Consider the following 26,439-nt stretch of genomic DNA (forward strand, 5'->3'; position numbering starts at 1 on the left):
CGATGTCTTTATTTGAGTACACGTTAAAAGAGCTTCAGGAGAAGCTACATAATAAAGAAATCTCCGTCACTGACCTTGTAGAGGAATCCTACAAGCGCATTGACGAAGTGGATGAAGAGATCCAGGCTTTCATCACACTGAATAAAGAAGCTGCCATGACGAAAGCAGCAGAACTGGATGCTGAGCGTGGAACAGCAGCGGAGAAGCTGTTCGGTCTGCCCATCGGCGTGAAGGACAACATCGTAACGAAAGGGCTTCGCACGACAGCAGGAAGCCAGATCTTGTCCAACCTGAACGATCCATTGTATGACGCAACCGTTGTGAACAAGCTGAACGACGCGAAGTCCGTCACGATTGGTAAATTGAATATGGACGAATTCGCAATGGGTTCTTCCAACGAAAACTCCAGCTACGCTGCTGTGCGTAACCCGTGGAACACGGATTATGTCCCAGGTGGATCCAGTGGTGGTTCTGCGGCGGCTGTTGCTGCAGGCGAAGTCCCTTATTCCCTTGGCTCCGATACCGGTGGTTCCATCCGTCAGCCGGCCGCTTACTGTGGTGTGGTCGGATTGAAGCCGACATACGGCCGTGTGTCCCGTTTCGGATTGGTCGCTTTTGCATCCTCGCTTGATCAAATCGGGCCGATTACACGCAATGTCGAAGATAACGCGTTCCTTCTGGAAACGATTGCCGGCCATGACAAAATGGACTCTACATCTGCCAATGTAGAAGTGCCAAGCTACACAGAGTCTCTGACAGGTGATGTGAAAGGCTTGAAAATCGCTGTACCGAAGGAATACCTTGCCGAAGGTGTCGCCCCTGAGGTGAAAGAAGCGGTTCAGTCTGCCCTGAAAGAATACGAAAAAATGGGCGCGACATGGGAAGAAGTTTCCCTGCCGCACTCTAAATATGCGCTTTCCACGTACTATCTGCTTTCTTCTTCAGAAGCGTCTGCCAACCTGGCCCGCTTTGACGGTGTCCGCTACGGCAAGCGTGCCGAAGATGCGGAGTCTATGCTGGATATGTTCAAGCGTTCCCGCGCAGAAGGCTTCGGTGACGAAGTGAAACGCCGGATCATGCTTGGAACATTCGCACTGAGCTCCGGATACTACGATGCTTATTACAAGAAAGCCCAGCAGGTACGTACCCTTATTAAGAACGATTTCGAAAAAGTGTTCGAAGACTACGATGTCATCGTTGGACCGACAACGCCGACACCAGCCTTCAAAGTCGGCGACAAAGTGGACGATCCAATGACCATGTATGCCAACGACATTTTGACGATACCTGTCAACCTTGCCGGTGTTCCTGGTATCTCCATTCCTTGCGGTTTCTCCAGTGAAGGACTGCCGATCGGACTGCAGATCATCGGGAAACATTTTGACGAAGGTACTGTCTACCGTGCCGCTCACGCCTTCGAGCAGGCTACCGATTACCATACCCAACGCCCGTCCCTTGGAGGTGCGCGCTCATGAATTTTGAAACAATCATTGGACTTGAAGTCCACGTAGAACTGAAAACCGAATCCAAAATCTTCAGTCCGTCTCCGAACATGTTCGGAGATGACCCGAATACGAACGTCAACCCGATCGATCTCGGGTACCCGGGCGTTCTTCCGGTGCTGAACGAAGAAGCGGTAAATTTCGCTATGAAAGCTGCCATGGCCCTGAACTGTGACATTGCAGAAGATACGAAGTTCGACCGTAAAAACTACTTCTACCCGGACAACCCGAAAGCTTATCAGATTTCCCAGTTTGATAAGCCGATCGGAGAGAACGGCTACATCGACATCGAAGTCGATGGAAAGAAAAAGCGCATCGGTATTACCCGTCTTCACATGGAAGAAGATGCCGGTAAACTGACGCACAGCGACGACGGCTACTCCCTTGTCGACTACAACCGTCAGGGCACCCCGCTTGTTGAGATCGTATCCGAGCCGGATATCCGTTCTCCGAAAGAAGCGTACGCCTACCTTGAAGCGCTGAAAAACATCATCCAGTACACAGGCGTTTCTGATTGTAAGATGGAAGAAGGTTCCCTGCGCTGTGACGCCAACCTTTCCATCCGTCCGATCGGTCAGGAAGAATTCGGTACAAAAACCGAGCTGAAAAACTTGAACTCCTTCTCCTTCGTTCAAAAAGGTTTGGAATTCGAAGAGAAGCGTCAGGAGCAGGAACTGCTGAAAGGCGGCGAAATCCTCCAGGAAACCCGTCGTTATGACGAGCAGACGAAGGAAACGATCCTGATGCGTGTGAAGGAAGGTTCTGATGACTACCGTTACTTCCCAGAGCCGGATCTTGTCCCGCTTTACATTGATGAGGCGTGGAAAGAGCGCATCCGCGCGGAAATCCCTGAGCTTCCGGATGCCCGTAAGAAGCGTTACATCGAGGAGCTTGAGCTGCCGGCCTATGACGCAATGGTTCTCACCAACAGCAAAGAGCTTTCCGATTTCTTCGAAGAAGCGATTGGTCAGGGTGCTGACGTGAAACAGGCGTCCAACTGGATGATGGGTGAAGTATCTGCCTACATGAACAAGCACTATAAAGAATTGTCTGACCTTGCTTTGACACCTGAATCTCTGGCTAAAATGATTCAGCTGATCGAAGACGGTACCATTTCTTCTAAAATCGCCAAGAAAGTCTTCACAGAACTTGTGGAAAACGGCGGCGATCCAGAGAAAATCGTTAAAGATAAAGGACTTGTCCAAATTTCCGATGAAGGCCAGCTGACGGAAATCATCGTGAAAATCATGGACAACAACCCGCAGTCCATCGAAGACTACAAAAATGGTAAAGACCGCGCCCTCGGGTTCCTCGTCGGCCAGGTCATGAAGGAAACCAAAGGCCAGGCCAACCCGCCGATGGTAAACAAAATCATTCTGGCAGAAATGGATAAGCGCTGAGCCGAAGCCTGGACTGAATTATAGAGGGACGAAGCACGCACTCCCGGGTGCGTGCTTTCGTATGGTTTAGGACGAACGGTCATATACTAAATAAAGTTTGCAAAAACAGGAAAAAAAGATATGATGTATGATGGAACAAGCTTGGATAAAGGGGGTCATATGATGAAACGTGCCCGAATTATATATAACCCGACCTCTGGACGAGAACTCATTCGCAAGGTTCTCCCGGACATTTTACAGAGATTCGAACAGTCCGGCTATGAAACCTCCGCACATGCCACAACGTGTGCCGGCGATGCCGTCAAGGCCGCCCGTTATGCCGTCGAGCAGGAGTTCGACGTCGTTGTAGCCGCAGGAGGCGACGGAACCATTAACGAAGTGATCAACGGACTTGCCGAACAGGACCATAAACCGAAACTCGGCGTCATTCCAGTCGGGACTACCAACGATTTTGCCCGTGCCTTGCACATCCCAAGAAACATCCATAAAGCCGTCGATATCATTCTTGAGGATTACAGCCACCCTCTCGATATCGGACGCGTGAACGACCAGTATTTTATGAACATATCCGGTGGAGGAAAGATCACCGAAGTTTCCTATGAAGTACCAAGTAAACTGAAGACGATGATCGGTCAGCTTGCCTATTACTTGAAAGGCATCGAGATGCTGCCATCGATCCGCCCGACCCGTGTCGAGATCGAATACGACGGCAAATGGTATGAAGGAGAAATTATGCTGTTTCTCGTCAGTAACACGAACTCGGTCGGCGGACTCGAAAAGCTGGCTCCGTCCGCACGTATGGACGACGGCCTGTTTGACCTGATGATTATTGAAAAAATGAACGTCGCCGAGTTTGCCCGTCTGGCCACACTCGCGATTCAGGGGAACCACCTGAACCATCCGAAGTTCATTCATACTACGGCCAGCCGTGTGAAGGTGAAGACGGATGAAAAGATGCAGCTGAATATTGACGGGGAATTCGGTGGATTATTGCCCGGGGAATTTGTCAATTTGTACAGGCATCTGGAGTTTTTTGTACCGCAAGATAAGTTCAAGGAAGAAGAATAACGGGGAGCGCTGCTGTTGGAACAGTGGCGTTCTTTTCTTTTGTTTTAAGTGCTCGTGTGGAGAATGCTTGAGGGGGAAGTCGGCAGGTCTCTATAAACAGACTGCGGAGGCGACTCCGCACTTAGGGATATCCGGCTGCGCCGCCCAGCTGCTCGAGGTCATAAGTCCATCGGCTCTGAAAAGGAAGAACGCTTTTCAGTTCCGCTGTTCTTATGCTTGTCGCAGCTAATCGGGGCGACTCCGCACTAAAAGATATGATAAACTACGGTTAGAGTATATAGATAAAGGACGGATGAATGATGGCGAAGGTGAAGCCGCCTGTACAGAAGAATGAGACGATACAAGTGACGTTTGAGGATTTGACACATGAAGGCAATGGGGTAGGGAAAGTTGATGGCTATCCGCTTTTCGTACCGTATGGCCTTCCCGGCGAAACGGCTGATGTGAAGGTCGTGAAAGTGAAAAAGAACTTTGGCTTCGGGAAGCTCTTGAAGGTGAGTGAGGAAAGTGAACACCGTGTGGAGCCGCCGTGTGATGTATTTTATCAGTGCGGAGGCTGTCAGCTTCAGCATATGAGCTACCAGATGCAGCTCGATATGAAGCAGAAGCAGGTCAAAGACAACATGAAGAAAATCGGACACTTGGAGCATGTGCCTGTCCACCCGACGATGGGGATGGAAGATCCGTGGCGCTACCGCAATAAAGTGCAGATCCCGGTCGGACAGAAGGAAGACGGTGAGTTGATGACCGGCTTCTATCAAAAGCGCAGCCACAACATCATTGATATGGATACGTGTCTGATCCAGGACGAAGTGAACGACCGCATGGTGGAAACCGTACGCCGTATCGCATCCAAGCACGGCCTGGATGCCTATGACGAACAGACCCACCGAGGTGTGCTGCGTCACATCATGGTGCGTACAGGACAGAACACGAATGACATTATGATCGTTATCGTAACGAAAACGAAAAAACTGCCTCATAAAGATGAAATGATCAATGAAATCCGTGATGCATTTCCAAATGTGAAATCCATCGTTCATAACGTGAACAGCGCGAGAACGAATGTCATTCTAGGAAAAGAAACGAGCGTCCTCTGGGGCGATGAGTACATTTACGATACAATCGGTGACATCAAATTCATGATCTCACCAAAATCGTTCTATCAGGTCAATCCGACTCAGACGAAAACGTTGTATGATAAAGCGTTGGAATATGCGGATTTAAGAGGCGGCGAAACTGTCATTGACGCTTACTGCGGTATCGGAACGATCTCTCTTTTCCTCGCCCAGAAAGCGAAAAAAGTGTATGGCGTTGAAATCGTACCGGAAGCCGTCACCGATGCGAAAAAGAATGCGCGTCTCAACAAGATGGACAACGCAGACTTCTTCGTTGGTGAAGCAGAAAAGCTGATGCCATGGTGGCGCAACCAGGGGCTTCGTCCAGATGTGATCGTTGTCGATCCACCGCGTAAAGGCTGTGACGAAGAGCTGTTGAAGGCGATGCTTGATATGGAACCGGAGCGTATCGTTTATGTGTCCTGTAACCCATCGACGCTTGCGAGAGATCTTAAAGTGCTGGAAGATGGCGGCTATGAGACGAAAGAGGTCCAGCCAGTGGATATGTTCCCGCAGACGAGTCACGTGGAGTGTGTGACGTGGTTGGAGAAGAAAGTGTAACCAACAAAAAAAGTTCTATGAGTAACAATAAATTCTAACGAAAAGAACTTGATATATACACAAAAAGGGATTCCTAATTTTGGAATCCCTTTTTGTAATGGTATAGCGTTAGCTTTCTGTCGCATTACTCCTCTTTAGTCTAAAATATGAGGACAATAATAAATCGAAGAAGTGGTTCTGAAGTTGAGTGGAATGAAAAGTTCTTAGACTTCGTCGATCATTATGGATTCGCACCGTAGGTCCACCGACCTTATCGTCCTCAGAACAAAGGAAAAGTGGAACGATTCATAGGGTATATGAATGGCTAGTTAGAGACGTCATCCGTCCGATCCTTACAGGAATTGAATCGTACATTAATGAGGTGGGTCGAAGAAAGAGCGAATCAACGTGTTCACTCTACGACAGAACGAAAGCTTGTGGAACTTTGGATGAAAGAATCTCTCGATTATCTTCCAACAAAGTATGAAGTGAGTTATCTAACCTATCGAAAGATAGGAAAAGACGGCGTTATGAATTATCACGCTCGGAAAATACTCATGAACTCCCCTTATGCGGGGCAAGAAGTAATGATTAAGGAAACACTTGATGGGGAGATCATTGTTTTTCATCGTGGGGAGGCCATTTTAGCTTATACAAAGGATGATAAGATCCTACCACTCTCCGAACAGATAAGAAAAAAGCAGCGTTCAAAGGCTGGCACCTTCCACGCTGCATCAGATATAGAGGTCGCTGTTCGCCCTCTAAGCGTCTACGACCAATTGCTTGGAGAGGGCGAGTGAAAGTGATGAATCAAGTCATTGATACATACTGTGATTCACTTAAATTATCTACCATTCAATCAGAGTGGCGTACCCTCACGGAAGAAGCTTCTAAAGATAATATACCATATCACGTCTTTCTTGAGCGACTATTAGAATTGGAGAATCAAGCACGAATAGAGCGAAGTAGACAAACTCTACTTAAGCTCTCTCGCTTACCTTTTAAGAAAACTTTAGATACGTTTGACTTTCAACGTATTAACGGTTTGTCCAAAAGGGACATCGAAGAATACATGAATCTCAGCTTTATCGAACAAAACCAGAATTTAATTTTTCTTGGGCCTCCTAGAGTGGGCAAGACACACCTTGCGGTTTCAATTGCCCTCGAGGCAACCAGTAAAGGTTTGAAGACATATTTCATGACAGCACAGGAGCTCGTTACGTCACTATAGACAGCAGATGCCCAAGGGAAATTGGATAAGAAAATGAGAGGAATCGCTAAGCCCTCCCTCCTGATTATCGATGAAATGGGATACTTAAATCTATCGGATAACGGAGGCCATTACTTATTTCAAGTAATAAGCCGGAGATATGAGAATAGCTCTATTTTTTTAACGTCCAACAAGACGTTTAGCCAGTGGGGAGAAGTGTTGGGAGACGGAATTATTGCGACAGCAATATTGGATCGGCTGCTTCACCACTCAAGGGTATTTTCAATTGACGGTCCAAGCTTCAGGATGAAAGCCAAGTCTGCCGAATAAGGCGGCAGACTTGTATAATTTTAACCCGACGATTTTGTATATAATTAAACGCCCTTGACACCTCCCCTTGTCTCTAGAAACAAAAAGATTTTTAGGACAGAAGAGGTCGTATTGTTGGATATAGTACTTTAGTACAAACTGTGAAAATTTGAAGAATGGATAAAGGAATTTTCAAAGGAAATCATTACGTAAAGTGCTATATAATTAAAGAGGGATTGTGTTTTGCATTAAGCAGAATTACTGTCCCTATTAAACTATAAATAGTAATAAGTGGAACTCCTAGTATAACTGAGAGTAAGGAGGTATTAAGATACGTTTTGCTAAACTGTAACCTATATGTGAAAGGAGGAAAACATAAGTCCAATGTCACGTCGAACACTTAATAATCTAATAGCGATTATACTCCCTATATTGTTTTTTTTAACTTTACAATTTGCTTCTATTTATTCATATTTGTTCTTGGTTTTTCTGAGTGATTTTAGGTTTTTACTAAATGGAGAAGTATGGAATTATTTTAATGAAATGCTCTTGCCAAACTTTGAATGGTTAAAAGTTATTTTGGGATCCATTCTTATGTTTTTTATTACAAAAACTGTATTAAATCAAAGAAATAAATGTATAATGCTTATCATGTCATTAGTGATGCTTGTACTTTGGTTTAATGTATATTTACATATATCGTTTGGTAATGAAGATAGTGAATTACTTGTTAACTTTTCTTATGTATTGGCCATTCTATCTATTATGTATTCTTCAATTAATAATATTAGTAGGCATATACAATATGCTAAAGCAAAAAAAATTGCGTGGTTTTTGGTTGTATTTTTAGGGTTGATTTATACCACAGCATTTCTAAAAGAACATTTTATATTATTAGGCTTAAGCATTTCCCCAATACACCCAAATATACTAACTGTGGTTGCGACTATATTATTAGTATATGAAATTTTTTTGAATAATAATTCGGTAATGCAAGCTAATTTATATAAGAAGAGAAAGTGTGTAAATAAATGTACTAACAAGAAAACACTTCACAAAGTTTATTATATGAATAGAATTGGTGATGAATCTAAAGAATTGCAATCTGTATGTCAACGATGTGGATATAAAACTTATTGCAGTGCCTGCCCCCCTATGCGTTAATTTGATAAGAGGTAAACTCGCCGACATCCCATTATATTGCCACATACACTCTGGACACGTGAAGTATGTTACGTATTTGAGCTCTAAGTCATAGGGTTTAAGAAGAGGAAAACACGTGAATGGTCATATTTTGATCACTCATGTGTTTTTTTTGAGTTAAAGGTAACTATAGATTTAGGAACACCTGACTAAAGCGAGAAAGCCGTTTATTTAAGACTCCGAGTTGGTCAATCAGGAGTACATGGGGGCTGTGTAGCAGAATGGTATCTGGAGGGATAAACTTGAAAACTATGAATGCTAATATTGATAGTGAAGGAAACATTATAAATCAAATCACAACAAATATGGAAATGTCTTTTTTAGCTTTGCCAATAGAGAAGGTTACGGAAGAAGCAGATAATGCTCACTAGGACCGAGTAGAATTAAATAATGAAGGAAAAACGATGCTTTTTATGAAAAGAATAAAAAGGAAAAAATATCCTTTTGTCGAATGTAAGAATATAGTTCGTTTAAAGGAGGGGTTATTATGAGTTGGGATCAGTTCTTTGTGGATTTACCTGAGGTTCACGGTTCACTAGCAGATGGTCTTAATGAATTAGTGGAAAAATACGAAACTACTATGGGTTATGAAACCGCAGAAGTACAGCAAGTTATTATGCATAGCTCCACTAGTTATACTGTAATTCTAAAAGTATCCAATTTTTAATAATTTAAAGAGCCCCTTATGAGGGGGCTCTTTTTCATGCAAGAAATGCTCCTTCAGTAGCCGCAGTATGGATATAATTATTATTAAATAGTAAATGATTATACAGAGGTAAATACTTTTAATGCATTGAATTTTAATTTGTGTAGAGGAATAATCAAAAGGAGTGACTTAGGTTGGGCGAAAGATATAATCTTACAAAGTTAATTAATGTGTATAAGCAAGCTGAAGAAGAGACTAACACGATTGTATTTGAATCCCGTATTGGTAAAGGGAGATTTCTGTTTATGAGTTTTTTTGCTGAAGATGATGATAGTACAAAAGATAAAATATTCTTATACTTAAGGAATACTAAAAGAATGGTAAATACAAAAATGTATGGCAATCATTCAAAGGGGGATTTTTATATTTACCCCAATCAGTTCCTTAGAAGTAGTATAGTTGAGGAATTGCAGCTTAATGAAGGTGCTGGAACTCCTTTTAGTTTTAGTAGATTCATGGGGGAATTTAATGCGAGTATTCCTGAATATATACCTGCAAGCTCAAAAGTGGAACTAATAAAAGGGAACGTAAGTATTGTCAATAAAACTGGGGCAATTGATGAAGGTGATAAAGTACACTTGCTTTCTATAAAAAAAGTAAGTAATGGTAAGCCTCAAGATAAGACTTTAAGAAAACTATATATGTACACGAAAAACAATCCTTCAGATATCGAATCACTTATCAAAATCCTTAAACAGGTAAACTACACAACTGTTTGGGGAAGAACACAACCAAATAATGATGTTAACATTCAAGAATGGATTGATAAATTGTCTTAAGAAAATATACAAAAGTATTACTTGTTAATTTATTCGCGCTCAAGGTTAGAGTATATGACTTTTTGCACATTGTACGCTGAAATATTAGGTGAACTCACCGGCACCTCATTGTATTGCCACATACACTCCGGACATGTGGAGTGTGTAAAATGGTTGGAGAAGAAAGAAAAGTAAGACTCATAAACTTCTGAAGTATTAAAACAACGATCAAGCAAATCGAGAAGGTATATAGTCTTCATTAAAGCTGATGACTTTCGTACCCGGCCCGAATTATTGTACAGTGTGAACGGTGCTGAAAATCAGACATTATGAAAAAACATGTTTGTTAAAATCAGCAGAGCGAATGAGATGCCGTGATTAAGGGTATGGATAAAGGAAACCTGTGCCTGAATCATGGCATAAGCGAAACCGAAACTACACTCAATAGGAAGGGGAATTCCCATGGCTGATGAAAACCTAAGTAAAGGCCTTGTAGATGCTGCCTTTAACAAGAAAGAAGCAGAAGAAGCAGAGAAAATAAAAGAAGAAAATAAAGCAAACGAAGGGGATATCATTACCTTCAAAAGGGACGGCCAGCAGCTTGAAGCTGTCGTTACTTCTACGAATCCGGCAAACTCCGTGGTCTGTGACCTGACCATTATGGAAGATTTCCACGAGCGCAATTTTGACTTCGAAAAGACTGTTGTTGCTCATAAGAACTACACCATTAAAAAACGCAGCAAAAAGTAAGTCCGGCCTCTGCTGTATACGGATAAAAAGCACCGCACTCGACGAGTGTGGTGCTTTTTTATACGTAGAATAGCTACTCATATAAGAACGAATGCTTGATATGTGTTTTGAACTATCCATACCTCCGCAAAATGGTGTACTCTTTATAGGTAGAGTAAACTTCAGAGGTGAGAGAAATGAAAAAGATAACAGCTTTATGGCTGATAATTTTAACAGGGGTGCTGCTTACAGCCTGCTCCGGAACTTCAGAACCGCCGGACGGTTTTATGACTATGAATAAAGAAGTGACGGAGATGGCGAAAGGCACGTATGAATGGACCAATGAAGGGTTGTTCTCGGACAGCCAAGTGACAGCGGATGCCGGAACACCTTACGAGATTGCCGAAAATGTCGAAGCGGCACCTTCAGGCGATGACAAGACAGCAGTGATCACATTCAGCAGTGGAAAAACACCGGAACTCTCTGCTTTTATCTGGGATGATGAAGGAAGGCAGGAGCAGCTTCCAATTGAAAATGAGCAGGTAACTCTTCCCGAATCAGAAGGCCGATATATTATCGAAGTTTTTGCTGAATGGGAAAATGGAACCGGCTCGTACACTCTTCCTGTGATGATCCAATAGAGGATGAAACCTGATCCTCCATCTGTTCGTATAGATAAGTAACAAAGCGAAAGTAGGTGGAAGGACATGAGTGGAGGCGCGTTTCTGCTGATCATTCTGAGTTTGCTCGGTCTGCCTATTTTATGGGGAATGATCCGGGACAAATTCGGAAGGAATACCAATCGATTTTACGGCGATGAACTGAATAAGCATCAAAAAAGAGGAAGAGAAAAGGTCTATGAAGAGAATACAAGGCACACAGGACCAAGAGACAATCCGCCCATGGGAGGCGGGGGAACCTTCTCCTGATATTTAAATCGGATACGTTGTCCTTTAAAAACGTATAAACGATTGGTCCGAAAAAAGATAGTAAATACAAAAGCTCCCTTGAAGATCAAGGGAGCTTTTTCGTAATGGAATGTATTATTTATTCAGGTTTACGTCCACTTCAATTTCTTCTCCGATATCCTCGAAGTTCTCATTCAGGGCTGCGCTGTAGTACAGCGTAATCGACTCCACATCTTCAGCTTTTGAATTTTTCAGGAAGTAGAATGATGTGCCTTCTTTGTTCACTTGCCCTAAATACTCCCCGTCAATATGGTCACTCATAAGCATGTCAGGCTCCAACTGTTCTCCCGTATTCGTAGTCATCACAGCCTGGGAAGCATAAAAGGTAATATGATCCTCGGAGGAATTGCTTGTTTTCATATCGACTTGGATGTATTCGATTTCTTCCTTATCCATAAGAGCTGCGGCTTCACCTTTTAAGGTGCCGGAGACTCCATTGACCTTTTCAATAGTAAGGCTAATAGGGCCGCTTTCAAATGTTCCGACATCGTCGGTGCGGCTGACCATCGTTTGTTCACCGGCTTCAGATGTGACTGTATCCCCAACCTTGGCATCCTTATTCTCGTTTTCTTCTGCCGTCATGGTTTCAGGAGCATCGGTCTCTTTGCTTTCAGTATCCGTACCTTGTTCTGTTTCTTCTGTACTTGAAGCATCATCAGCAGTGGTATCTGATCCTGAACTTTCTTCTGTACCACAGGCGCTTAAAGCCATCAAGAAGACACTGACAAACAGGATGAAGAGTGAACGGTTCATAAGTTTCCCCCTTAAAAAGTAGTGAAGCAACATACAGGCAATACGGACATCTTATTAGTAATTTTATATTTTCTTCCATATAAGTCAATGATTTATTAATAAAGTTGAATCGGCGATTCGGCAGGATTTCCAAAAAAGCCGCTACTCTATCGTATAGATAAGAATAGCGGCTTTGAATGCATTTATGATGTTTTACGTTCTTTTTCTTCAACCGATACAGGGGCACTTTGTTCAGCAATCAATCCCTGCTCCTTCGCCATCTGTTTCGCCACTTTCGGTGCGAGCCAGACAGGTGGCAGCAACAACAGTGAAACGGGAACAGCGGTGACAACGATGAAGTTCTGCAGCGTTTGGATACTGCTTTCCCCAATACCTAGAAGTGCTGCGGCAATGCCTCCAAACAACAAGGCCCAGAACACGCGCAGGACACGTGGCGGGTGGGTATCACCTGTAAGTGTGACGGCGACGGAATAAGACATGGAGTCGGCGGTTGTTGCGACGAAAATGATCGTGACAATCAAGAAGCCTGCAGCCATGACCATTCCGAATGGTACTTGCTCCATAATCGCCATAACAGCGGCAGGCATGCCTGTTTCATTGAGAGCGGTTGAAACGGCTCCTGGTGATTCCAGTTCGTAAAACAGACCGGAGCCTCCGACAACGGCAAACCAGAAGTTACTTACGATCGGAGCAAGGATCGCTACGGCAAGGATCAGCTGGCGAATGGTACGGCCTCTGGAAATACGGCTGATGAACATCGCCATTGCCGGTCCGAAACCGAGGAACCAGCCCCAGAAGAAGACGGTCCAATAACCGAGCCAGCCGCTATCTCCGCGGTAAAGACTCATCCGCAGGAAGTTCTGTATCTGGAAAGCTTCGGCGGCCACGAATGAATCGATGATGAACATCGTCGGTCCGAGAATAAGCATGCCGATCATCAGAACAACAGCAAATCCTACGTTGAGACGACTGAGCAGTTGAATCCCTTTATCTACACCGGAAGCCGCTGAAACGGCAGCGATCGTCACGAGAAAAATAATGACGAGGGACTGCGCAAACAGAGTGTCCGGGATATTGAATAAATAATTGAGAGCATAACCGACTTGTAAGCCTAAGAAGCCGATCGGTCCAATGGTTCCAGCGGCAACAGCAATGACAGAGACGATGTCAGCAGCTGCCCCGACAACACTTTTCTTGTTGAAAATTTTCTCGCCGACCATCGGATACAAGATCGCACGTGGTTTTAGCGGGTACCCTTTATGGTAGTGCGCATACATCAGAACGATGGTAGCGACAGTTCCTAAACAAGCCCATGCGGTAAAGCCCCAGTGGAAAAAGCTCTGCGCTAAGCCTGGGACGACGGCTTGTGCCCTTGTCATTCCCTCATCAGCAAACAGTGGTGGGGTTGTTAAAAAGTGATAGATCGGTTCTCCGGCAGCCCAGAAGACTCCGCCACTGGCAAGCAGTGTACAAAGAATCATCGAGACCCAGCGGAACCATCCGTTTTCAGGTGTATCCTTTTTTCCTAATTTCACTTTTCCATATTTCGACAAGGCAAGCGCAACGCCTACTACGAAGGTAGCAAGCAGCAGCAGCTGCCAGAAGACACCAAAGAATGTAACAGAAAAGTCGAATGAGCTTGAGATCCATTCTCCCGTGAGGTCTTTGTTTAAAAGAGACATCAGTAAAAATAAGACGAGAAAGCCTCCGCTGATGCTGAATGTAATCCAGTCAATTCTTGTTTTCCTGTCCGTTTTTTCGTTCATTATTTTCCCCCTAGGTTTTTTAACCTGTGATAGTTAATATATTGTGAAGACGTTGATGGATAATGGTTTTGTTCTTTAGACGTTCAGAAAACGAATGCTCCTCTGGTTATAAGACGTTTATGGCACATAGGGATTAATTATAGAGATGTTCGGACAACTCGTCAAAAAGGAAGGAAGGCAAGGATTGATAGGATGTTAAAGCTTTTAACAGCTGAGTGGATGTAGTTGACGGAGAGCATAAAATCTATGAAGAAACAGATGTCTCCTACAGCTTTTAGTAGAAAAGCACCTTCGTTTATGTAAATCCGCGGCTTCTCACAGAAGAGTTGAATAATAGATTGCCTTAATACTGTTTCCAGCTTCATGTATAATGATAGTCAACCAAAATAAGGAAAAATGATTGATGTAGTCTTATTTGAAAACAAAACAAAGAGGTGAATCAATTGGATCATACGTTCATATCGTCAGACAATACGTGGGCGCTCTGGTCGTTTCTGACAGGATGGGCGGCCATCAGTATTTATTTGGAGCAAAAGTACAAATGGGCATCGAAAATTTCCGGAGCCATTATAGCCTTGATCGGGGCTATGGTATTAGCCAATTTAAATGTGATCCCGCTTGAGTCGAGTGTGTATGATGCTGTATGGAATTATGTCGTACCACTGGCGATACCGTTACTATTGTTTCAGGCGAATATCAAGAAAGTTTGGCAGGAAAGCGGACGGATGCTGACGATTTTCCTGTTAAGTTCGATCGGTACGGTCGCAGGTACGATCATCTCGTTTATGCTTTTAAGAGATGTGATTCCCCATTTGGATAAGATCGGTGCCATGATGGCAGGGTCTTATACAGGTGGTGGCGTAAACTTTGCCGCCATGGCAGCAAAATTCGAGACGCCAAGTGAACTTGTTTCGGCTACCGTGGTTGCAGACAATATGATGATGGCCACCTTCTTCTTTGTTTTGATGGCTATCCCAACATTTTCATTCTTCCGTGACATATTCAGAACCCCTCATATTGATGAGGTGGAATCGGGCGTTGCTGGAGATGAGAGTGAAACGCAGGCCGCTTCTTTCTGGAAAGGAAAAGAAATATCCTTAAAAGATATTGCGATCAGCGTGGCGAGTGCATTCGCCCTTGTTACAGTATCCTTTAATCTCGCTGACTTTTTTGCTGGGGTCCTTCCTGGTGGGGAGGATGTAAACATCATTTATCAGGTGCTGGGCGGTATCATTGGAGATCGTTATCTGATGCTTACGACACTGACAGTGCTGGTTGTTTCTTTGTTCCCCAGACAATTCGAAAGCATCAAAGGAACACAGGAAATTGGGACGTTCTTGATTTATTTATTTTTTGTCGTCATCGGGGTACCGGCTTCCATCGCCATCGTATTCACCACATCACCGCTGTTATTGGTCTTTGTTTTAATCATTGTTCTGATGAATGTGCTGTTTTCCCTGGTGTTGGGGAAACTGTTTAAATTCAATTTAGAAGAAATCCTTCTTGCAAGTAATGCAAACATGGGAGGTCCGACAACAGCCGCAGCCATGGCGATTGCCAAAGGCTGGCATAAACTGATCGTGCCGATTCTTCTTGTTGGTACGCTCGGGTACATCATTGGAAACTACATAGGCACGGGGATTGGGTTCTGGTTTCAAAATTTGATGTAATTTCGGTGAAGAGGGGATGAATAAGGAAACTCCTAAAAGATTGAATTCTCTTTTTGTAATGATCAGCATAAATAGTTTAGTTTAGACAAAAAAAGGTGACCCATGCTTCCCGGGGGCACCTTTTTTTGTCCTATTTACCGAATTCATGCTTCAGCTTAGTCTTCTTCACGCCTTTTTTGTACTTGATGAAGCCGTCAATGATGTTCCATACAGCAAAAATGATAAAAATGGCGGCGATTCTCCAAGCCAGACCATCCGCGACTTGAGCGGAATTCCATTGGAAAAGATCAGAGATGTAGTTGATGAAGGCTGATTGAAAGAGTCTTTCATCCGTAATGATCCAAACGAAGATACCTATAGACAGGAGTTCCTGAATCGTGTTGAACCAAACGACATCTTTGCTCCATTCTTTCTTCAACAGCTTATAAAGAGCTAATGCAATTTCTAAACCGATGACAAGGACAATCCCTGGCCAATAGCTGAGCAGGACATCCTGGTTCAAAGCCGGGGTGATGTAGGTCAGTCCTTCTCCCTGGTTTTCATAGATCCCTAACAATTGGTCGGCATGGAAGTAGACAGTGGCCCAGATCGCTGTCCAAATAATGGCCCCATAAACTTCCCATTGGGATATCGCACGTTTCTTTGGGGTGTGAGAGACTTTTTTCAGTTTTTCCGGTGTCCATTCTTTACGGGAAGACGTCGGTTCTTCGTCTTCTGAGCTGAAATCCACACGCTCGATCAGGGCGAATATGACCGTGATCCAGAAAAAGACCTGCATGCCTACTGAAAGGATCAGCCATAGACCTTTACCAAGTATGGAGAGAATCATCCCAATCAAGCTCGTTTCCTCAACGTTCCCGATGATATTTTCAGCGAGTAGAGTGATTAATGAGACGGTAATCGCAATCGGCAGAATCAATTTGATGAGGGAGATATAAAGATCATAATAACGGGGACCGATCAGATGCATCGGCTTTTCACTATATCCTTGGGCGAGCTTTACAGGGTCGCCCAGTTCCTGAAGGACGTCTTTGACGTCATTTTCGGAAGGGTTCTCTGGAAGCATATCCTGAATGGTCGATTGGATCTCAAGCAGGATGTCCTCCCGGTTCTTTTCTGGAAGCCGGCGCTCAACTTCTTGTAAGTAGACCTCAATCCATTTCATTGTTCTCCTCCTCCAGTAGTTGGAACAATTCGTTCGTCGCTTTTTTCCATTCTTCCTTCAAGGTTTGAAAAATATCTTCCCCGTAATCACTCAGTACATAATACTTCCGGGGACGGGATTCTGACGTATCCCAGCTGCTCGTAACGAGGTCTTTTTTTTCCAACCGGCGCAGTAGAGGATAAAGCGTGCTTTGTTCGATGGTGATGCCCGAGCCTTCTAATCGTTTTACGAGAGAGTATCCATATTGCGGCGTACGCAGCTGGCTCAAAACCGCTAACGTCAGATTTCCCCTCCGTTGTTCGGTCAGCAGTGAGTTCAATAGTTGACTCAAAATCTTCACTCCTCTGTATACTGTACGACAAACACTATCTACTCATAGTATATGTCATACAGTATTGGATGTGCAACTGTATTTTCATAACTAAGAATCCCATAAAAAAACACCTTTCAGAAAAAGGTGCTTGCGAACTAAAGATATGCATCGGCTCGGATATTGCTTGTACGCGATGAACTTCAGTTTCCGGCCATGCACAGACAAAGAGCGCTTCAGTCACGAAGCGCTCTTTGAGTGGTGGTCTGTGATAATTTCTTCCGCACATTTTCATTCAAGGCGTCCATCTCTTCAATAAACTGCTCACTTGAAGCGATAATCCGCTCCGACGACTGCTCGGTCGTCTTCAGTGCTTCAAATACGTTATCGAAGGATTCCTGAAGAGCTTCCATACTGATGGCTGGATTCTCCATCATCTGTGTCGTCTCTTCCGCATTTTCTTTCAGGTTCCTGGAGTTTGAGAGCAGCATTTCTTCGGTCGCTTTATTCACGCCGTTCACTGTATCGATCACTTTCCGCTGATTGCTCAAGGCGAGCTGGATGGAGGCGGAGACGGTAATGATATTTTTCGTCAGCGTTACCGCATTGCGGATGGATTCCTTCAGCTTTTCATTGTTTTTCTTAATGATATCAACAGAGGAAACACTTTGATGCAGCACACTCTTCATCTGCGTCATGTTTCTCGTACGCGTAATGATTTTCTCTTTGCCTTCGGTGATCAGCGCAAGGTCGTACTCACCCGTCGCTTCTTTTTCCTTCAACAGCTCGAACAATTTTTTTCCTAGATAGATCTGCTTGTCCAGGTCATAAATACGCTTCTGGGCGTTTTCTTTGATGAGCTGCAGTTCGACGCTGTCTTCTTCAAGACGGTCTTTCCCTGCAAGCAGGCTGCGGACGACGGTATCGATTTTCGAGTCGACGGTTTCGTACTTTTTCATGTAGCGGTCAATTGGTTTCTTTTTACTTAGTTTATAAAAAAACCGCTGGACGCCGTTTCCTTCCGTACGCTTCGGATCAAGGTCCGATACGATCGCTTCCAGTTCCTGCAGTGTCTGGGGAATGTCGTTATTGCCCTTGGTCATAAGGTCGTTGACCGGGCGCTTCAACGTTTCCATCGTCTCGCCGGCGACGCGCTGTTCTTTTTCTCCGAGGTCTCCGAGTTCTCTCATCACATCGGACAAGGAGTCGTCCCTGGATGCATCGAATCTTCCGGCATAGGTTTCTGCTTCCTCATTCAATCGATCGAGATCTTCTTTTTTAATCAGCGTCATGGCTTCCCGCAGGTCCTGATGGTTCAGTTCCGCTTCTTTGTCCCTATAGGTGGAATGGTTGCTCATAGTCCTACCTCCTGTATGCGATTCTGTCTTCTCAAGAAAAACAAAACAGCCGGCTGCTCAAAACGATCACTTCCTGGAGAGGAAGTTTTCATCCTCTTTGTTGTACTTGGAAGCGATAATCCCTTTGCTTCTGGCGAAGTTCTGCGCGTAGCTTTCTTCTTCTTTCCGTTCCAGCGTTTCGATGAACCGACTCAAATCATACATCGTCTCCACTAGTTCATGCTTCCGGTTTTCCTTATTTTCATCAGACAATCGATGGAACGACGCGATAAAGTCAGGAACGTCTTTATCCATCATCGTCTCGAGAGCGTATTGGTCTTCGACGTCGAGTTCGTCCAGGCGTTTGAATTGGTTTGCTGTCCGCTCCTTTAAAGAAGCCCACTCCTTCTGAAGATCGTGATGCTTTTCGAGAAATGGAAATTCCCATTCCTCAAATATGGGGTTCTCAAAATCTTCAAAGGTTGTAGTTTCTATGGATACGTCCATATCGTTGACGTACGTATTCAAATAGGTAAACAAAATCCCTGAAAAATCTCGTAATGTGTCTCCGAGCACTTTTTTCCTGCTGAACTCTTCCTTTAGAAACGTGGGGGAAAAGTGTCTGCGTTCTTCGTCCATTTCAAACCGGCCGATCAACATTTTCGGCGGCTTGCCGTAATACTCGATCGCCCCTTTGAATGTATTGGAGGTTGGAAGGACGGCGGTGAAAAATATGCCGTTCCAAAACCCATCCAGAATGTATCTTTTGTTCATTTCCGCCAGCTCTTTGGTCTCCAGATCGAAATAAACCGGCCGTTTCTCTTTGATGACCTGCTTCATATCCCTCATCGTTTGAAAATCGATATAGCGCTGATATTCGGATGTATGCGGCATGAATGCTCTTTCCAAATACTCCAGCGTAGAAGAGTAGAGGTTGTCCATGCATTGTCAGCCCCTTTTTTCATCTTTCCTAATTTCCGTGGCTTTAAGTTTATAGATTACTTCAAGAATACCATATATTCCGGGGAATCTATGAATCTCTTACTATGAATATACGTAAGAACATGGGCGAATGTTTCATGAATTTATATCAACTTCCTATGTGGCCGCCTTGAAATGTAAAAACGGTACCCGAATCCGCTGGGGAAGGTACCGTTTTTTAAAGGTTATTTTAGATGTTTACGATGGATGTAATCAGAGACGACAAAAGCAAGGTCGTCATTTCCATAAAGGGAAAGGACCTCCAAAATCGTTTCCGAATCAATGAGATCGGATTCCTTCTTTGGAACAGTCAGATCCAACGCTTCAATCAACTCTTTATTCTTCTCCTGGTAGGGATAGGCTTCTGTATAAATGGCGATGGGATCGAGATCATGGTTGATGCACCACTGGGCAAAAACCAGGATCATCATTTTTTCGCCTTTTTGATAGTTACGAATCACTTCTTCTTCGCGGTTATGTTCCACGGAGCATTCCTCCTTTGTGGGTAGGGAAGGGGGGCTGTGTTTTGTATGCGTTTATTTTCTTCACCATACCATGAACAGAGGTGACGTGCCTATGTTCACATATTGATTTCCAATAAAAGAAAAGGAAATCCTTCCATTTTGTTGAAATCGTTAACAAGGTCGTCAGGGTATTTGGCCATAAGAGCAGAAGGAAGGGTGAGGGTATGCTGAATTTCATTGACGAGATGAAGTCACACCGTACGGATGCTGGAGTGTTTAACCCATGGAAGGATTACTCGGAACACCTTGATATCCACCCTGAAGCGCCATCGATAAGAGTAGAACATCTCACCAGGTATTTAGAACAGAGAAAAACAACAGCAGAGTATATCTTTGTAGCAGAAGCATTAGGGTATCAGGGTGGACGTTTTTCAGGGATTCCAATGACATCGGAAAGAATCATTACTGGTACTCATCCTGACATAGGGCATCAGGGTGTTTTCAGAGGAAAAGCGGGGCAGCGGACCAGCCATCCAGAATCAGATTATCCAGGCTTCAGAAATTCTTGGAGAAAGGCAGGTTTCAGTGAGCCGACAGCTTCTATTGTATGGAAAACACTCCTTGAAAATAACATAGATTCTTACAAGGTGATTTTTTGGAATGTCTTCCCCTTCCATCCTTATCAAGAACAAAAAGGGCTGCTTTCCAACCGGCCTCCAAGTGCGGATGAATTAAGAGCAGGCGTAGAGTATTTGAAATGCTTGTTAGACTACTGTCCACCCAATAGTAAGGTAGTTTGTATTGGGAAATATGCGAAAGAAAAACTGAATCAGTATGGAATGAAAAACGTTCCTATCCGGCACCCCTCCTATGGAGGTGCGCCGGAGTTTAAAGAAAGGTGTAGAAAGCTGTTTGCCACTAGACCTTAAAGCCGCATGTTAATTAGAATATGGGCAGGAGAAACGAACCTGTATGCCCTGGTCGATGGAAATATTCGGAATGTTTGCAGTAAGGAATCACGAAAGGATATTAATCTAGGAACGATATGACTGATTTAGGAGGACAAGGATGACCAAACCCACCTACGACCATTATTATGAAGAACCGCAATACTTCGGTGACCCTTATCCAGGACTCATCAAGTTCTTTGAGTCCTATGAACCGAAAGGACACGTGCTGGATTTAGGATGCGGGCAGGGGAGGGACTCCCTTTGTTTAGGAAGGTTAGGCTATACAGTGACAGGGGTGGACATATCAACGGTCGGCCTTGAGCAGATGAACCATTCCGCCCGTGATGAGCAGCTGGCCGTCGAAGGGGTGGCAGGAAATCTGTATGCGTACCCGGTATCCCGGGACCACGACATTGTCCTGCTTGATTCCATCCTGCATTTTTATAAAAGAGACCGGGAAAAAGAAACAAAGCTGATTCAACGTGTCGCATCCGAGCTGCGGGACGGCGGCATCCTTGCCACTTTCATGATTCAGGGAGAAGAGAGGGAGGGTCATCTGAAGCGCGTGCTGAATGAGATGGATTTCGACTGGGAAATCCTTTGTGATGATTATACAGAGTACCCTGCCTTTCATGACTCTTATCATATGTACATCGTGAAGGAAAAAAGGGAATGACTTCAAAAAACAATCCCTGACATTTGTGTCAGGGATTGTTTTTTTACCATCCTCACTTATGAATTTGGTGAGAAGGGACGTGCTGCAGCCTTTTCTCAATGGCCTGGATAATGATCCGATTGGTCTTCACCCGGGCAAAATGCTTATTTTCGCCTTCGACAATGTGCCACTTACATTCAGGAGCAGAAGTATAGTGGAACATATCTTCTACCGCTTCTTCATACATGTCCCATTTGGACCGGTTTCGCCAGTCTTCGTCTGTGATTTTCCATTTTTTCAATGGGTCGGATTGTCGTTCTTGAAATCGTCTGAGCTGTTCTTCTTTTGATATGTGCATCCATATCTTAATCACCACATAGCGGTCTTCGGAAAGAAGCTGTTCAAATTGATCGATCTCACCGTAGGCTCGGTTCCATTCCTGTCCCGATGCGAAATTTTCGACCCGCTCTACAAGCACCCGTCCATACCACGACCGGTCAAAGATGGCTATTTTCCCATAGGGAGGGAGCTTATTCCAGAACCTTTTAAGGTAATGGTGACGTTTTTCATTAGTAGAAGGTGCGCCGATGGCATGGACCTCGAAGCCTCGGGGATCGAGTCCACTCGTAATCCGCTTGATGCCCCCTCCTTTCCCGGAAGCGTCCCAGCCTTCAAAGACGATGATCACCCCTAACTGCTGATCGTAGATGGGGCGCTGCAGCTGAAGTAACTGCAGTTGTGTCTCCTTCAGTTCTTTTTTGTACTGCTGTTTGTCTATGCTCAAGGATAAGTCTACAGATTCCAGCATGATTTCCTCTCCTTTGGAGTAATAGATGGATCATTCTTCCTTACCTATTCATCAAAAACCGTATGAACCCTTTTGTAAACGTTTACAAAATAGACACAACTTCCACCGTTCCCACCCACATAGGGTGTTATAATAAAGGTGTAAAGAAGATGAGTAACAAACATAAACGACTTAGGTGGCTCAACCATTGCGGGTTCGTTTCCGAGCGAACGACAATCACAGCCATAGAGAGAATGTTCTTCCGTTTAAAAAGGGAGGACACCGGGTCTGTGATCCAGCCGGCCGCAGAAGGATGACAGGGAAGGTTTCTTTACAAAGTTGGATGGTCCAGCGGAATAAGGAAACATTGGCCGCTTCCATAGCTGCTGCTTTCTCCTTTCTGGGCTGGAATAAAAACGGGACTTAATGGGATAAGGAAACGAATGCCTGGTAGAATTGTCCTTCGGGAAAGTCTTAAAAAATCAATCGAAATGTATAGAATCAAGGATGATTCTTACATGGTTGGGTCACCTAAGTTGTTTAGATCTGCCCCGGTACAACATGTGCCGGGGCTTCTTTTGGTCCTAGACTCTAATGGTAGAGGAACAGGAAAGGGCACGATGATTTTTCACTGTACCTTTTTCTATTATTGATGAAGAGTTAGATTTGTTCTCCGCACACCTCATTGCTTTCCTCGAAGAAACCAGTGCCGTCCAGGAAGTGGTAGTCATCACGGAATTCATACGTAGCTTCTTCATAGGATTGAACTTTGTCTTCCCAGAAATAGAAGGCGTCTCTCTCCTTCATTTCCATGTCAGCAACATCAGCGATGTGATTCGCGAAATCCTCAGCCTCTTTCGTTACCGAATAATCGATTTCCCCGTTTTCGTTTTCCATCTGCGAATTAAAGTGATTGCAGTATTTTTTAGCCTGACGAGCGGTCTGTTCCAGGGTCGGAACATCCCCGTTGTCACCATGCATCATTTCCAAAGCTTTCTCATTCTTTTGAGCCTCCATCGTAATCTGATGGAACTGTTCAATCAATTCCTTATTTTGGTCAGAAGTCATGGTGCCGGCATCTCTCACATCATCCAAGGTCTGGTCCACGTGAGAAACAGCTGTATCCAAAGGCTGTAAATGTTCAGCAGCGGTTTCGTGGATGTAGTTTTCATATCGTTCCGCTTTTGAAGAAGTCTGCAGGAAAAAATAGAGCAGCGCACCGATGACCACCATTTGGAGGATCACGCATATCCCGACGATCATGCTGTATCTTACGACTTTCTTTCTGAATGGATCCATATCTCTCTCCTTTTAACATAGGTGGCAGAACGACTATTCTACTAGTCTGGTTTTTGCCCTGCCCGTCTGGTAAGTATAACCAATCTTCCTGCGGACTGCATCTTTGTCTTAGGATGAATATAAAAAACCCTGGAAGCAGCGGTGCTGCTTCCAGGGTTTTTGGGGTCGGGGTCGTTGATGATTAATGGTTACGCCTGGTTATAAGCCAGGTTTTTGTTCTTTTTCAGGTCAAAACGATCGGCGTTCATGATTTTCACCCATGCGGATACAAAATCATGCACGAATTTCTCTTTGTTGTCCTCTGTTGCATACACCTCTGCAATGGAACGAAGCACAGAGTTTGAACCGAAGACAAGGTCTACGCGGGAAGCAGTGCGGACAAGCTCGCCACTCTGGCGGTCACGGCCTTCGTAGCGGTTGTAATCGACCGGCTTCCACTCGATGCCCATATCAAGCAGGTTGACGAAGAAGTCGTTGGTCAACGAGCCGACACGGTTCGTGAATACACCAAGATCCGTATCCTCATAGTTCGCTCCAAGAACACGCATACCGCCGATAAGAACGGTCATTTCAGGAGCCGTCAATCCGAGAAGCTGTGCTTTGTCGACAAGCAGTTCTTCTGGGCTGAGTGTGTATTTTTTCTTCTCGTAGTTACGGAAACCGTCAGCCATCGGCTCTAATACATCAAAGCTTTCAGCGTCGGTTTGTTCTTCTGTGGCATCTCCGCGTCCAGGTGCGAATGGTACAGTGATATGAACACCGGCATCCTTTGCTGCCTGTTCGATAGCAGCAGATCCACCAAGGACGATCAAGTCAGCCAGGCTGACTTCATAATCGAGCTCATTCTGGATGCGCTCGTACACGTCAAGAGCTTTGGCCAGCTGCTGAGGTTCATTGACTTCCCAGTTTTTCTGTGGTTCCAGACGGATACGTGCTCCGTTAGCCCCACCTCGGTTGTCTGAGCCGCGGAATGTACTCGCAGAAGCCCAGGCCGTTTTGACAAGCTCACTGATTGTCAGTTCTGAATCAAGAATGTGGGACTTGATGTCTTCTATATCTGCATCAGATAGATCGTAGTTCCCTTCTGGTACAGGATCCTGCCAGATCAAATCTTCTTCAGGAACTTCTGGTCCCAGATATCTTGCTTTTGGTCCCATATCACGGTGAAGAAGCTTGAACCATGCGCGGGCGAATGCATCTGCGAATTCGTCCGGATTTTCATGATAACGGCGGGAAATCTTCTCATAATCCGGATCCATGCGAAGGGCCATATCCGCTGTCGTCATGAAGGTTGGTACTTTCATGGATGCATCTTCGGCATCAGGGGCCATATGTTCTTCCTTCTGGTTGACAGGAGCCCATTGGTTGGCACCGGCCGGGCTCTTGGAAAGTTCCCACTCGTAGCCGAATAGAAGATCGAAGAAGCCGTTGTCCCATGTTGTCGGGTTCGCTGTCCATGCCCCTTCCACACCACTTGTGATAGTGTCGCGGCCTTTTCCGCTGCCGTGCGTACTCTGCCAGCCGAGTCCTTGGTTTTCCATCGGTGCTGCTTCTGGATCCGGACCGACGTGGGCCTCTGCATCTCCTGCACCGTGTGCTTTACCGAAGGTGTGTCCACCGGCAATCAGCGCTACAGTTTCTTCATCGTTCATCCCCATACGTCCGAATGTATCGCGGATATCACGGGCACTTCCAAGTGGATCCGGGTTGCCGTTCGGTCCTTCAGGGTTGACGTAAATCAAGCCCATTTGAACAGCAGCCAGTGGATTTTCAAGGTCGCGGTCGCCGGAATAACGGTTGTCGGCGAGCCATTCTTTTTCTGTACCCCAGTAGACATCCTCTTCCGGGTGATAGATGTCTTCACGGCCGGCGCCGAAGCCGAACGTTTTCAGACCCATGGATTCAAGAGCAACGTTACCTGTCATAACGAGCAGGTCGGCCCAGGATAGTTTATTGCCGTACTTCTGTTTGATCGGCCAGAGGAGGCGGCGGGCTTTATCAATGTTGGCATTATCCGGCCAGCTGTTCAGTGGAGCGAAACGCTGGTTTCCTGTGGCTCCACCTCCGCGTCCGTCTCCAGTCCGGTATGTTCCGGCTGCGTGCCAGGACATACGGATGAAAAGGGGGCCGTAATGACCGTAGTCCGCCGGCCACCAGTCCTGGCTGTCCGTCATCAGGTCATGAAGGTCCTGCTTCAATTGGTCATAGTCAATCTTGCTGAACTCTTCCTCGTAATCAAAGTCATCGCCCATCGGCGTTGTTTTTCTGTCGTGCTGGTGAAGAATACTCAAGTTCAGCATATTCGGCCACCAGTCTTTATTGGTCGTCCCTACTTTTTGTGTTGTAATGGCTGTTTCTTCCTCCGTGCTGCCAGTCGTTTGACCAGTGAACGGGCACTGACCGCCCTGGCTTCCGTGAAGATCATCTTTATGCATATAACAATTCTCCCTTCAGAATTTATGTTATTTTATAACCCATCTCAGATTATAATTATAATAAAAAAGAACATAGATTGAAAGAGTTAACCCGTAAATATTTTGAAATATTTATGAACAAATGTTCGTGTGTGATTGGCATGTGTGGAGACCAGGATAGAAAAAAGCGCCGATTTCTGCGGTTTAATGGGGGTTTTAGATAGCTGTTAGTTTCATTGTAACAAACTATCAGAAAATATAGTATATTTTAAGTGGTTAAAAATATGTTAAAACATTTTCAAGTACAGCGTTTTCATTCTCATTGATATTTCTTTGCCCTTCGGCATAATGTGACAAATATCTCTGTTCATGTGTGC

Annotated in this window: 27 protein-coding genes and 1 pseudogene; 18 read left to right on the forward strand and 10 right to left on the reverse strand. The window is 44.8% G+C overall.

What is annotated here, in order from left to right; all coding sequences use genetic code 11:
• The first annotated feature begins 2 nt into the window (after positions 1-2).
• The 14 genes and pseudogenes from gatA to H615_RS0114070 all read left to right on the forward strand — a co-directional run bounded on the left by gatA (position 3) and on the right by H615_RS0114070 (position 11,472).
• A complete protein-coding gene (gene gatA / locus H615_RS0114005) occupies positions 3-1,475 on the forward strand; it encodes an Asp-tRNA(Asn)/Glu-tRNA(Gln) amidotransferase subunit GatA (RefSeq protein ID WP_027955739.1) in 1,473 nt (490 codons plus the stop codon).
• Positions 1,472-2,902 (forward strand): Asp-tRNA(Asn)/Glu-tRNA(Gln) amidotransferase subunit GatB, encoded by a 1,431-nt coding sequence (gatB, locus tag H615_RS0114010; RefSeq protein ID WP_027955740.1) that lies wholly within the window; start codon positions 1,472-1,474, stop codon positions 2,900-2,902. Before gatA ends, gatB begins: the two co-directional genes overlap by 4 nt.
• 162 nt (positions 2,903-3,064) lie before the next feature.
• Positions 3,065-3,970: a diacylglycerol kinase gene (locus tag H615_RS0114015; protein ID WP_027955741.1), complete on the forward strand. Its 906-nt coding sequence runs from the start codon at positions 3,065-3,067 to the stop codon at positions 3,968-3,970.
• A gap of 299 nt (positions 3,971-4,269) precedes the next feature.
• Entirely contained in the window at positions 4,270-5,649 is a 1,380-nt protein-coding gene (gene rlmD, locus H615_RS0114020; RefSeq protein WP_027955742.1) for a 23S rRNA (uracil(1939)-C(5))-methyltransferase RlmD, read from the forward strand.
• Between the two features lie 416 nt (positions 5,650-6,065).
• Entirely contained in the window at positions 6,066-6,428 is a 363-nt protein-coding gene (locus tag H615_RS21395) for a hypothetical protein (RefSeq protein WP_156896493.1), read from the forward strand.
• Positions 6,429-6,433: 5 nt separating this feature from the next.
• Positions 6,434-7,168 (forward strand): annotated as a pseudogene (gene istB / locus H615_RS22725) (IS21-like element helper ATPase IstB).
• Positions 7,169-7,323: 155 nt separating this feature from the next.
• A complete protein-coding gene (locus H615_RS22900) occupies positions 7,324-7,428 on the forward strand; it encodes a nucleotide-binding domain-containing protein (RefSeq protein ID WP_169516210.1) in 105 nt (34 codons plus the stop codon).
• Between the two features lie 103 nt (positions 7,429-7,531).
• Entirely contained in the window at positions 7,532-8,311 is a 780-nt protein-coding gene (locus H615_RS0114035; RefSeq protein ID WP_027955744.1) for a hypothetical protein, read from the forward strand.
• Between the two features lie 281 nt (positions 8,312-8,592).
• Positions 8,593-8,721, forward strand: a complete 129-nt coding sequence (locus tag H615_RS22820; protein ID WP_280513305.1) for a hypothetical protein — start codon at positions 8,593-8,595, stop codon at positions 8,719-8,721.
• A 116-nt stretch (positions 8,722-8,837) separates the two neighbouring features.
• The gene (locus H615_RS0114045) at positions 8,838-9,017 is read left to right on the forward strand and encodes a hypothetical protein (RefSeq protein ID WP_027955745.1); all 180 of its coding nucleotides are present in this window, start codon (positions 8,838-8,840) and stop codon (positions 9,015-9,017) included.
• A 173-nt stretch (positions 9,018-9,190) separates the two neighbouring features.
• Positions 9,191-9,835 (forward strand): hypothetical protein, encoded by a 645-nt coding sequence (locus H615_RS0114050; protein ID WP_027955746.1) that lies wholly within the window; start codon positions 9,191-9,193, stop codon positions 9,833-9,835.
• Between the two features lie 441 nt (positions 9,836-10,276).
• Positions 10,277-10,564: a YkvS family protein gene (locus tag H615_RS21405; RefSeq protein ID WP_035532250.1), complete on the forward strand. Its 288-nt coding sequence runs from the start codon at positions 10,277-10,279 to the stop codon at positions 10,562-10,564.
• 176 nt (positions 10,565-10,740) lie between these two features.
• Positions 10,741-11,184: a hypothetical protein gene (locus tag H615_RS0114065; RefSeq protein WP_027955748.1), complete on the forward strand. Its 444-nt coding sequence runs from the start codon at positions 10,741-10,743 to the stop codon at positions 11,182-11,184.
• A 66-nt stretch (positions 11,185-11,250) separates the two neighbouring features.
• Complete coding sequence (locus H615_RS0114070) at positions 11,251-11,472, forward strand: hypothetical protein (RefSeq protein ID WP_027955749.1); 222 nt, start codon at positions 11,251-11,253, stop codon at positions 11,470-11,472.
• A 114-nt stretch (positions 11,473-11,586) separates the two neighbouring features.
• Here the strand turns inward: H615_RS0114070 and H615_RS0114075 are convergent, their stop codons facing one another.
• The gene (locus H615_RS0114075) at positions 11,587-12,264 is read right to left on the reverse strand and encodes an ABC transporter substrate-binding protein (protein ID WP_027955750.1); all 678 of its coding nucleotides are present in this window, start codon (positions 12,262-12,264) and stop codon (positions 11,587-11,589) included.
• Between the two features lie 182 nt (positions 12,265-12,446).
• Positions 12,447-14,030, reverse strand: coding sequence for a BCCT family transporter (locus H615_RS0114080; protein WP_035532253.1), 1,584 nt, complete (start codon positions 14,028-14,030; stop codon positions 12,447-12,449).
• 443 nt (positions 14,031-14,473) lie between these two features.
• On the opposite strand from H615_RS0114080, the gene H615_RS0114085 reads away from it, so the two are divergent.
• Complete coding sequence (locus H615_RS0114085) at positions 14,474-15,700, forward strand: DUF819 family protein (protein ID WP_027955752.1); 1,227 nt, start codon at positions 14,474-14,476, stop codon at positions 15,698-15,700.
• Between the two features lie 130 nt (positions 15,701-15,830).
• Here H615_RS0114085 and H615_RS0114090 read toward each other — a convergent pair whose 3' ends face one another.
• From H615_RS0114090 to H615_RS0114110, 5 genes are all read right to left on the reverse strand, one after another.
• On the reverse strand, positions 15,831-16,865 hold the full coding sequence (locus H615_RS0114090) for an HAAS signaling domain-containing protein (protein WP_027955753.1): 1,035 nt from the start codon (positions 16,863-16,865) through the stop codon (positions 15,831-15,833).
• Positions 16,852-17,196: a PadR family transcriptional regulator gene (locus H615_RS0114095; protein WP_027955754.1), complete on the reverse strand. Its 345-nt coding sequence runs from the start codon at positions 17,194-17,196 to the stop codon at positions 16,852-16,854. The genes H615_RS0114090 and H615_RS0114095 overlap by 14 nt, the downstream gene beginning before the upstream one ends.
• A 215-nt stretch (positions 17,197-17,411) precedes the next feature.
• Positions 17,412-18,533 carry a toxic anion resistance protein gene (locus H615_RS0114100; RefSeq protein WP_035532256.1) on the reverse strand — a complete coding sequence of 374 codons (1,122 nt, stop codon included), beginning with the start codon at positions 18,531-18,533 and terminating at the stop codon, positions 17,412-17,414.
• A gap of 66 nt (positions 18,534-18,599) precedes the next feature.
• Positions 18,600-19,454, reverse strand: a complete 855-nt coding sequence (locus tag H615_RS0114105) for a hypothetical protein (protein WP_027955756.1) — start codon at positions 19,452-19,454, stop codon at positions 18,600-18,602.
• Positions 19,455-19,678: 224 nt separating this feature from the next.
• Entirely contained in the window at positions 19,679-19,978 is a 300-nt protein-coding gene (locus tag H615_RS0114110; protein ID WP_027955757.1) for a hypothetical protein, read from the reverse strand.
• A gap of 203 nt (positions 19,979-20,181) precedes the next feature.
• On the opposite strand from H615_RS0114110, the gene H615_RS21410 reads away from it, so the two are divergent.
• On the forward strand, positions 20,182-20,886 hold the full coding sequence (locus H615_RS21410; protein ID WP_035532259.1) for a uracil-DNA glycosylase: 705 nt from the start codon (positions 20,182-20,184) through the stop codon (positions 20,884-20,886).
• 139 nt (positions 20,887-21,025) lie between these two features.
• Positions 21,026-21,583 carry a class I SAM-dependent methyltransferase gene (locus tag H615_RS0114120; protein ID WP_027955758.1) on the forward strand — a complete coding sequence of 186 codons (558 nt, stop codon included), beginning with the start codon at positions 21,026-21,028 and terminating at the stop codon, positions 21,581-21,583.
• A 52-nt stretch (positions 21,584-21,635) separates the two neighbouring features.
• On the opposite strand, the gene H615_RS0114125 is transcribed toward H615_RS0114120, so the two are convergent.
• Positions 21,636-22,370 carry a polyphosphate kinase 2 family protein gene (locus H615_RS0114125; RefSeq protein WP_035532261.1) on the reverse strand — a complete coding sequence of 245 codons (735 nt, stop codon included), beginning with the start codon at positions 22,368-22,370 and terminating at the stop codon, positions 21,636-21,638.
• 149 nt (positions 22,371-22,519) lie between these two features.
• On the opposite strand from H615_RS0114125, the gene H615_RS22365 reads away from it, so the two are divergent.
• Positions 22,520-22,666, forward strand: coding sequence for a hypothetical protein (locus H615_RS22365; RefSeq protein ID WP_156896496.1), 147 nt, complete (start codon positions 22,520-22,522; stop codon positions 22,664-22,666).
• A gap of 343 nt (positions 22,667-23,009) precedes the next feature.
• Here the strand turns inward: H615_RS22365 and H615_RS0114135 are convergent, their stop codons facing one another.
• Together H615_RS0114135 and katG are read right to left on the reverse strand one after the other, a co-directional pair.
• A complete protein-coding gene (locus H615_RS0114135; RefSeq protein WP_027955761.1) occupies positions 23,010-23,648 on the reverse strand; it encodes a hypothetical protein in 639 nt (212 codons plus the stop codon).
• A gap of 188 nt (positions 23,649-23,836) precedes the next feature.
• A complete protein-coding gene (gene katG, locus H615_RS0114140; RefSeq protein WP_027955762.1) occupies positions 23,837-26,083 on the reverse strand; it encodes a catalase/peroxidase HPI in 2,247 nt (748 codons plus the stop codon).
• Between the last annotated feature and the right edge of the window lie 356 nt (positions 26,084-26,439).

Origin of the sequence: Halobacillus kuroshimensis DSM 18393 (genome assembly GCF_000425705.1) — a bacterium.
In the GTDB taxonomy this organism is placed as follows: Bacteria; Bacillota; Bacilli; order Bacillales; family Halobacillaceae; genus Halobacillus; species Halobacillus kuroshimensis.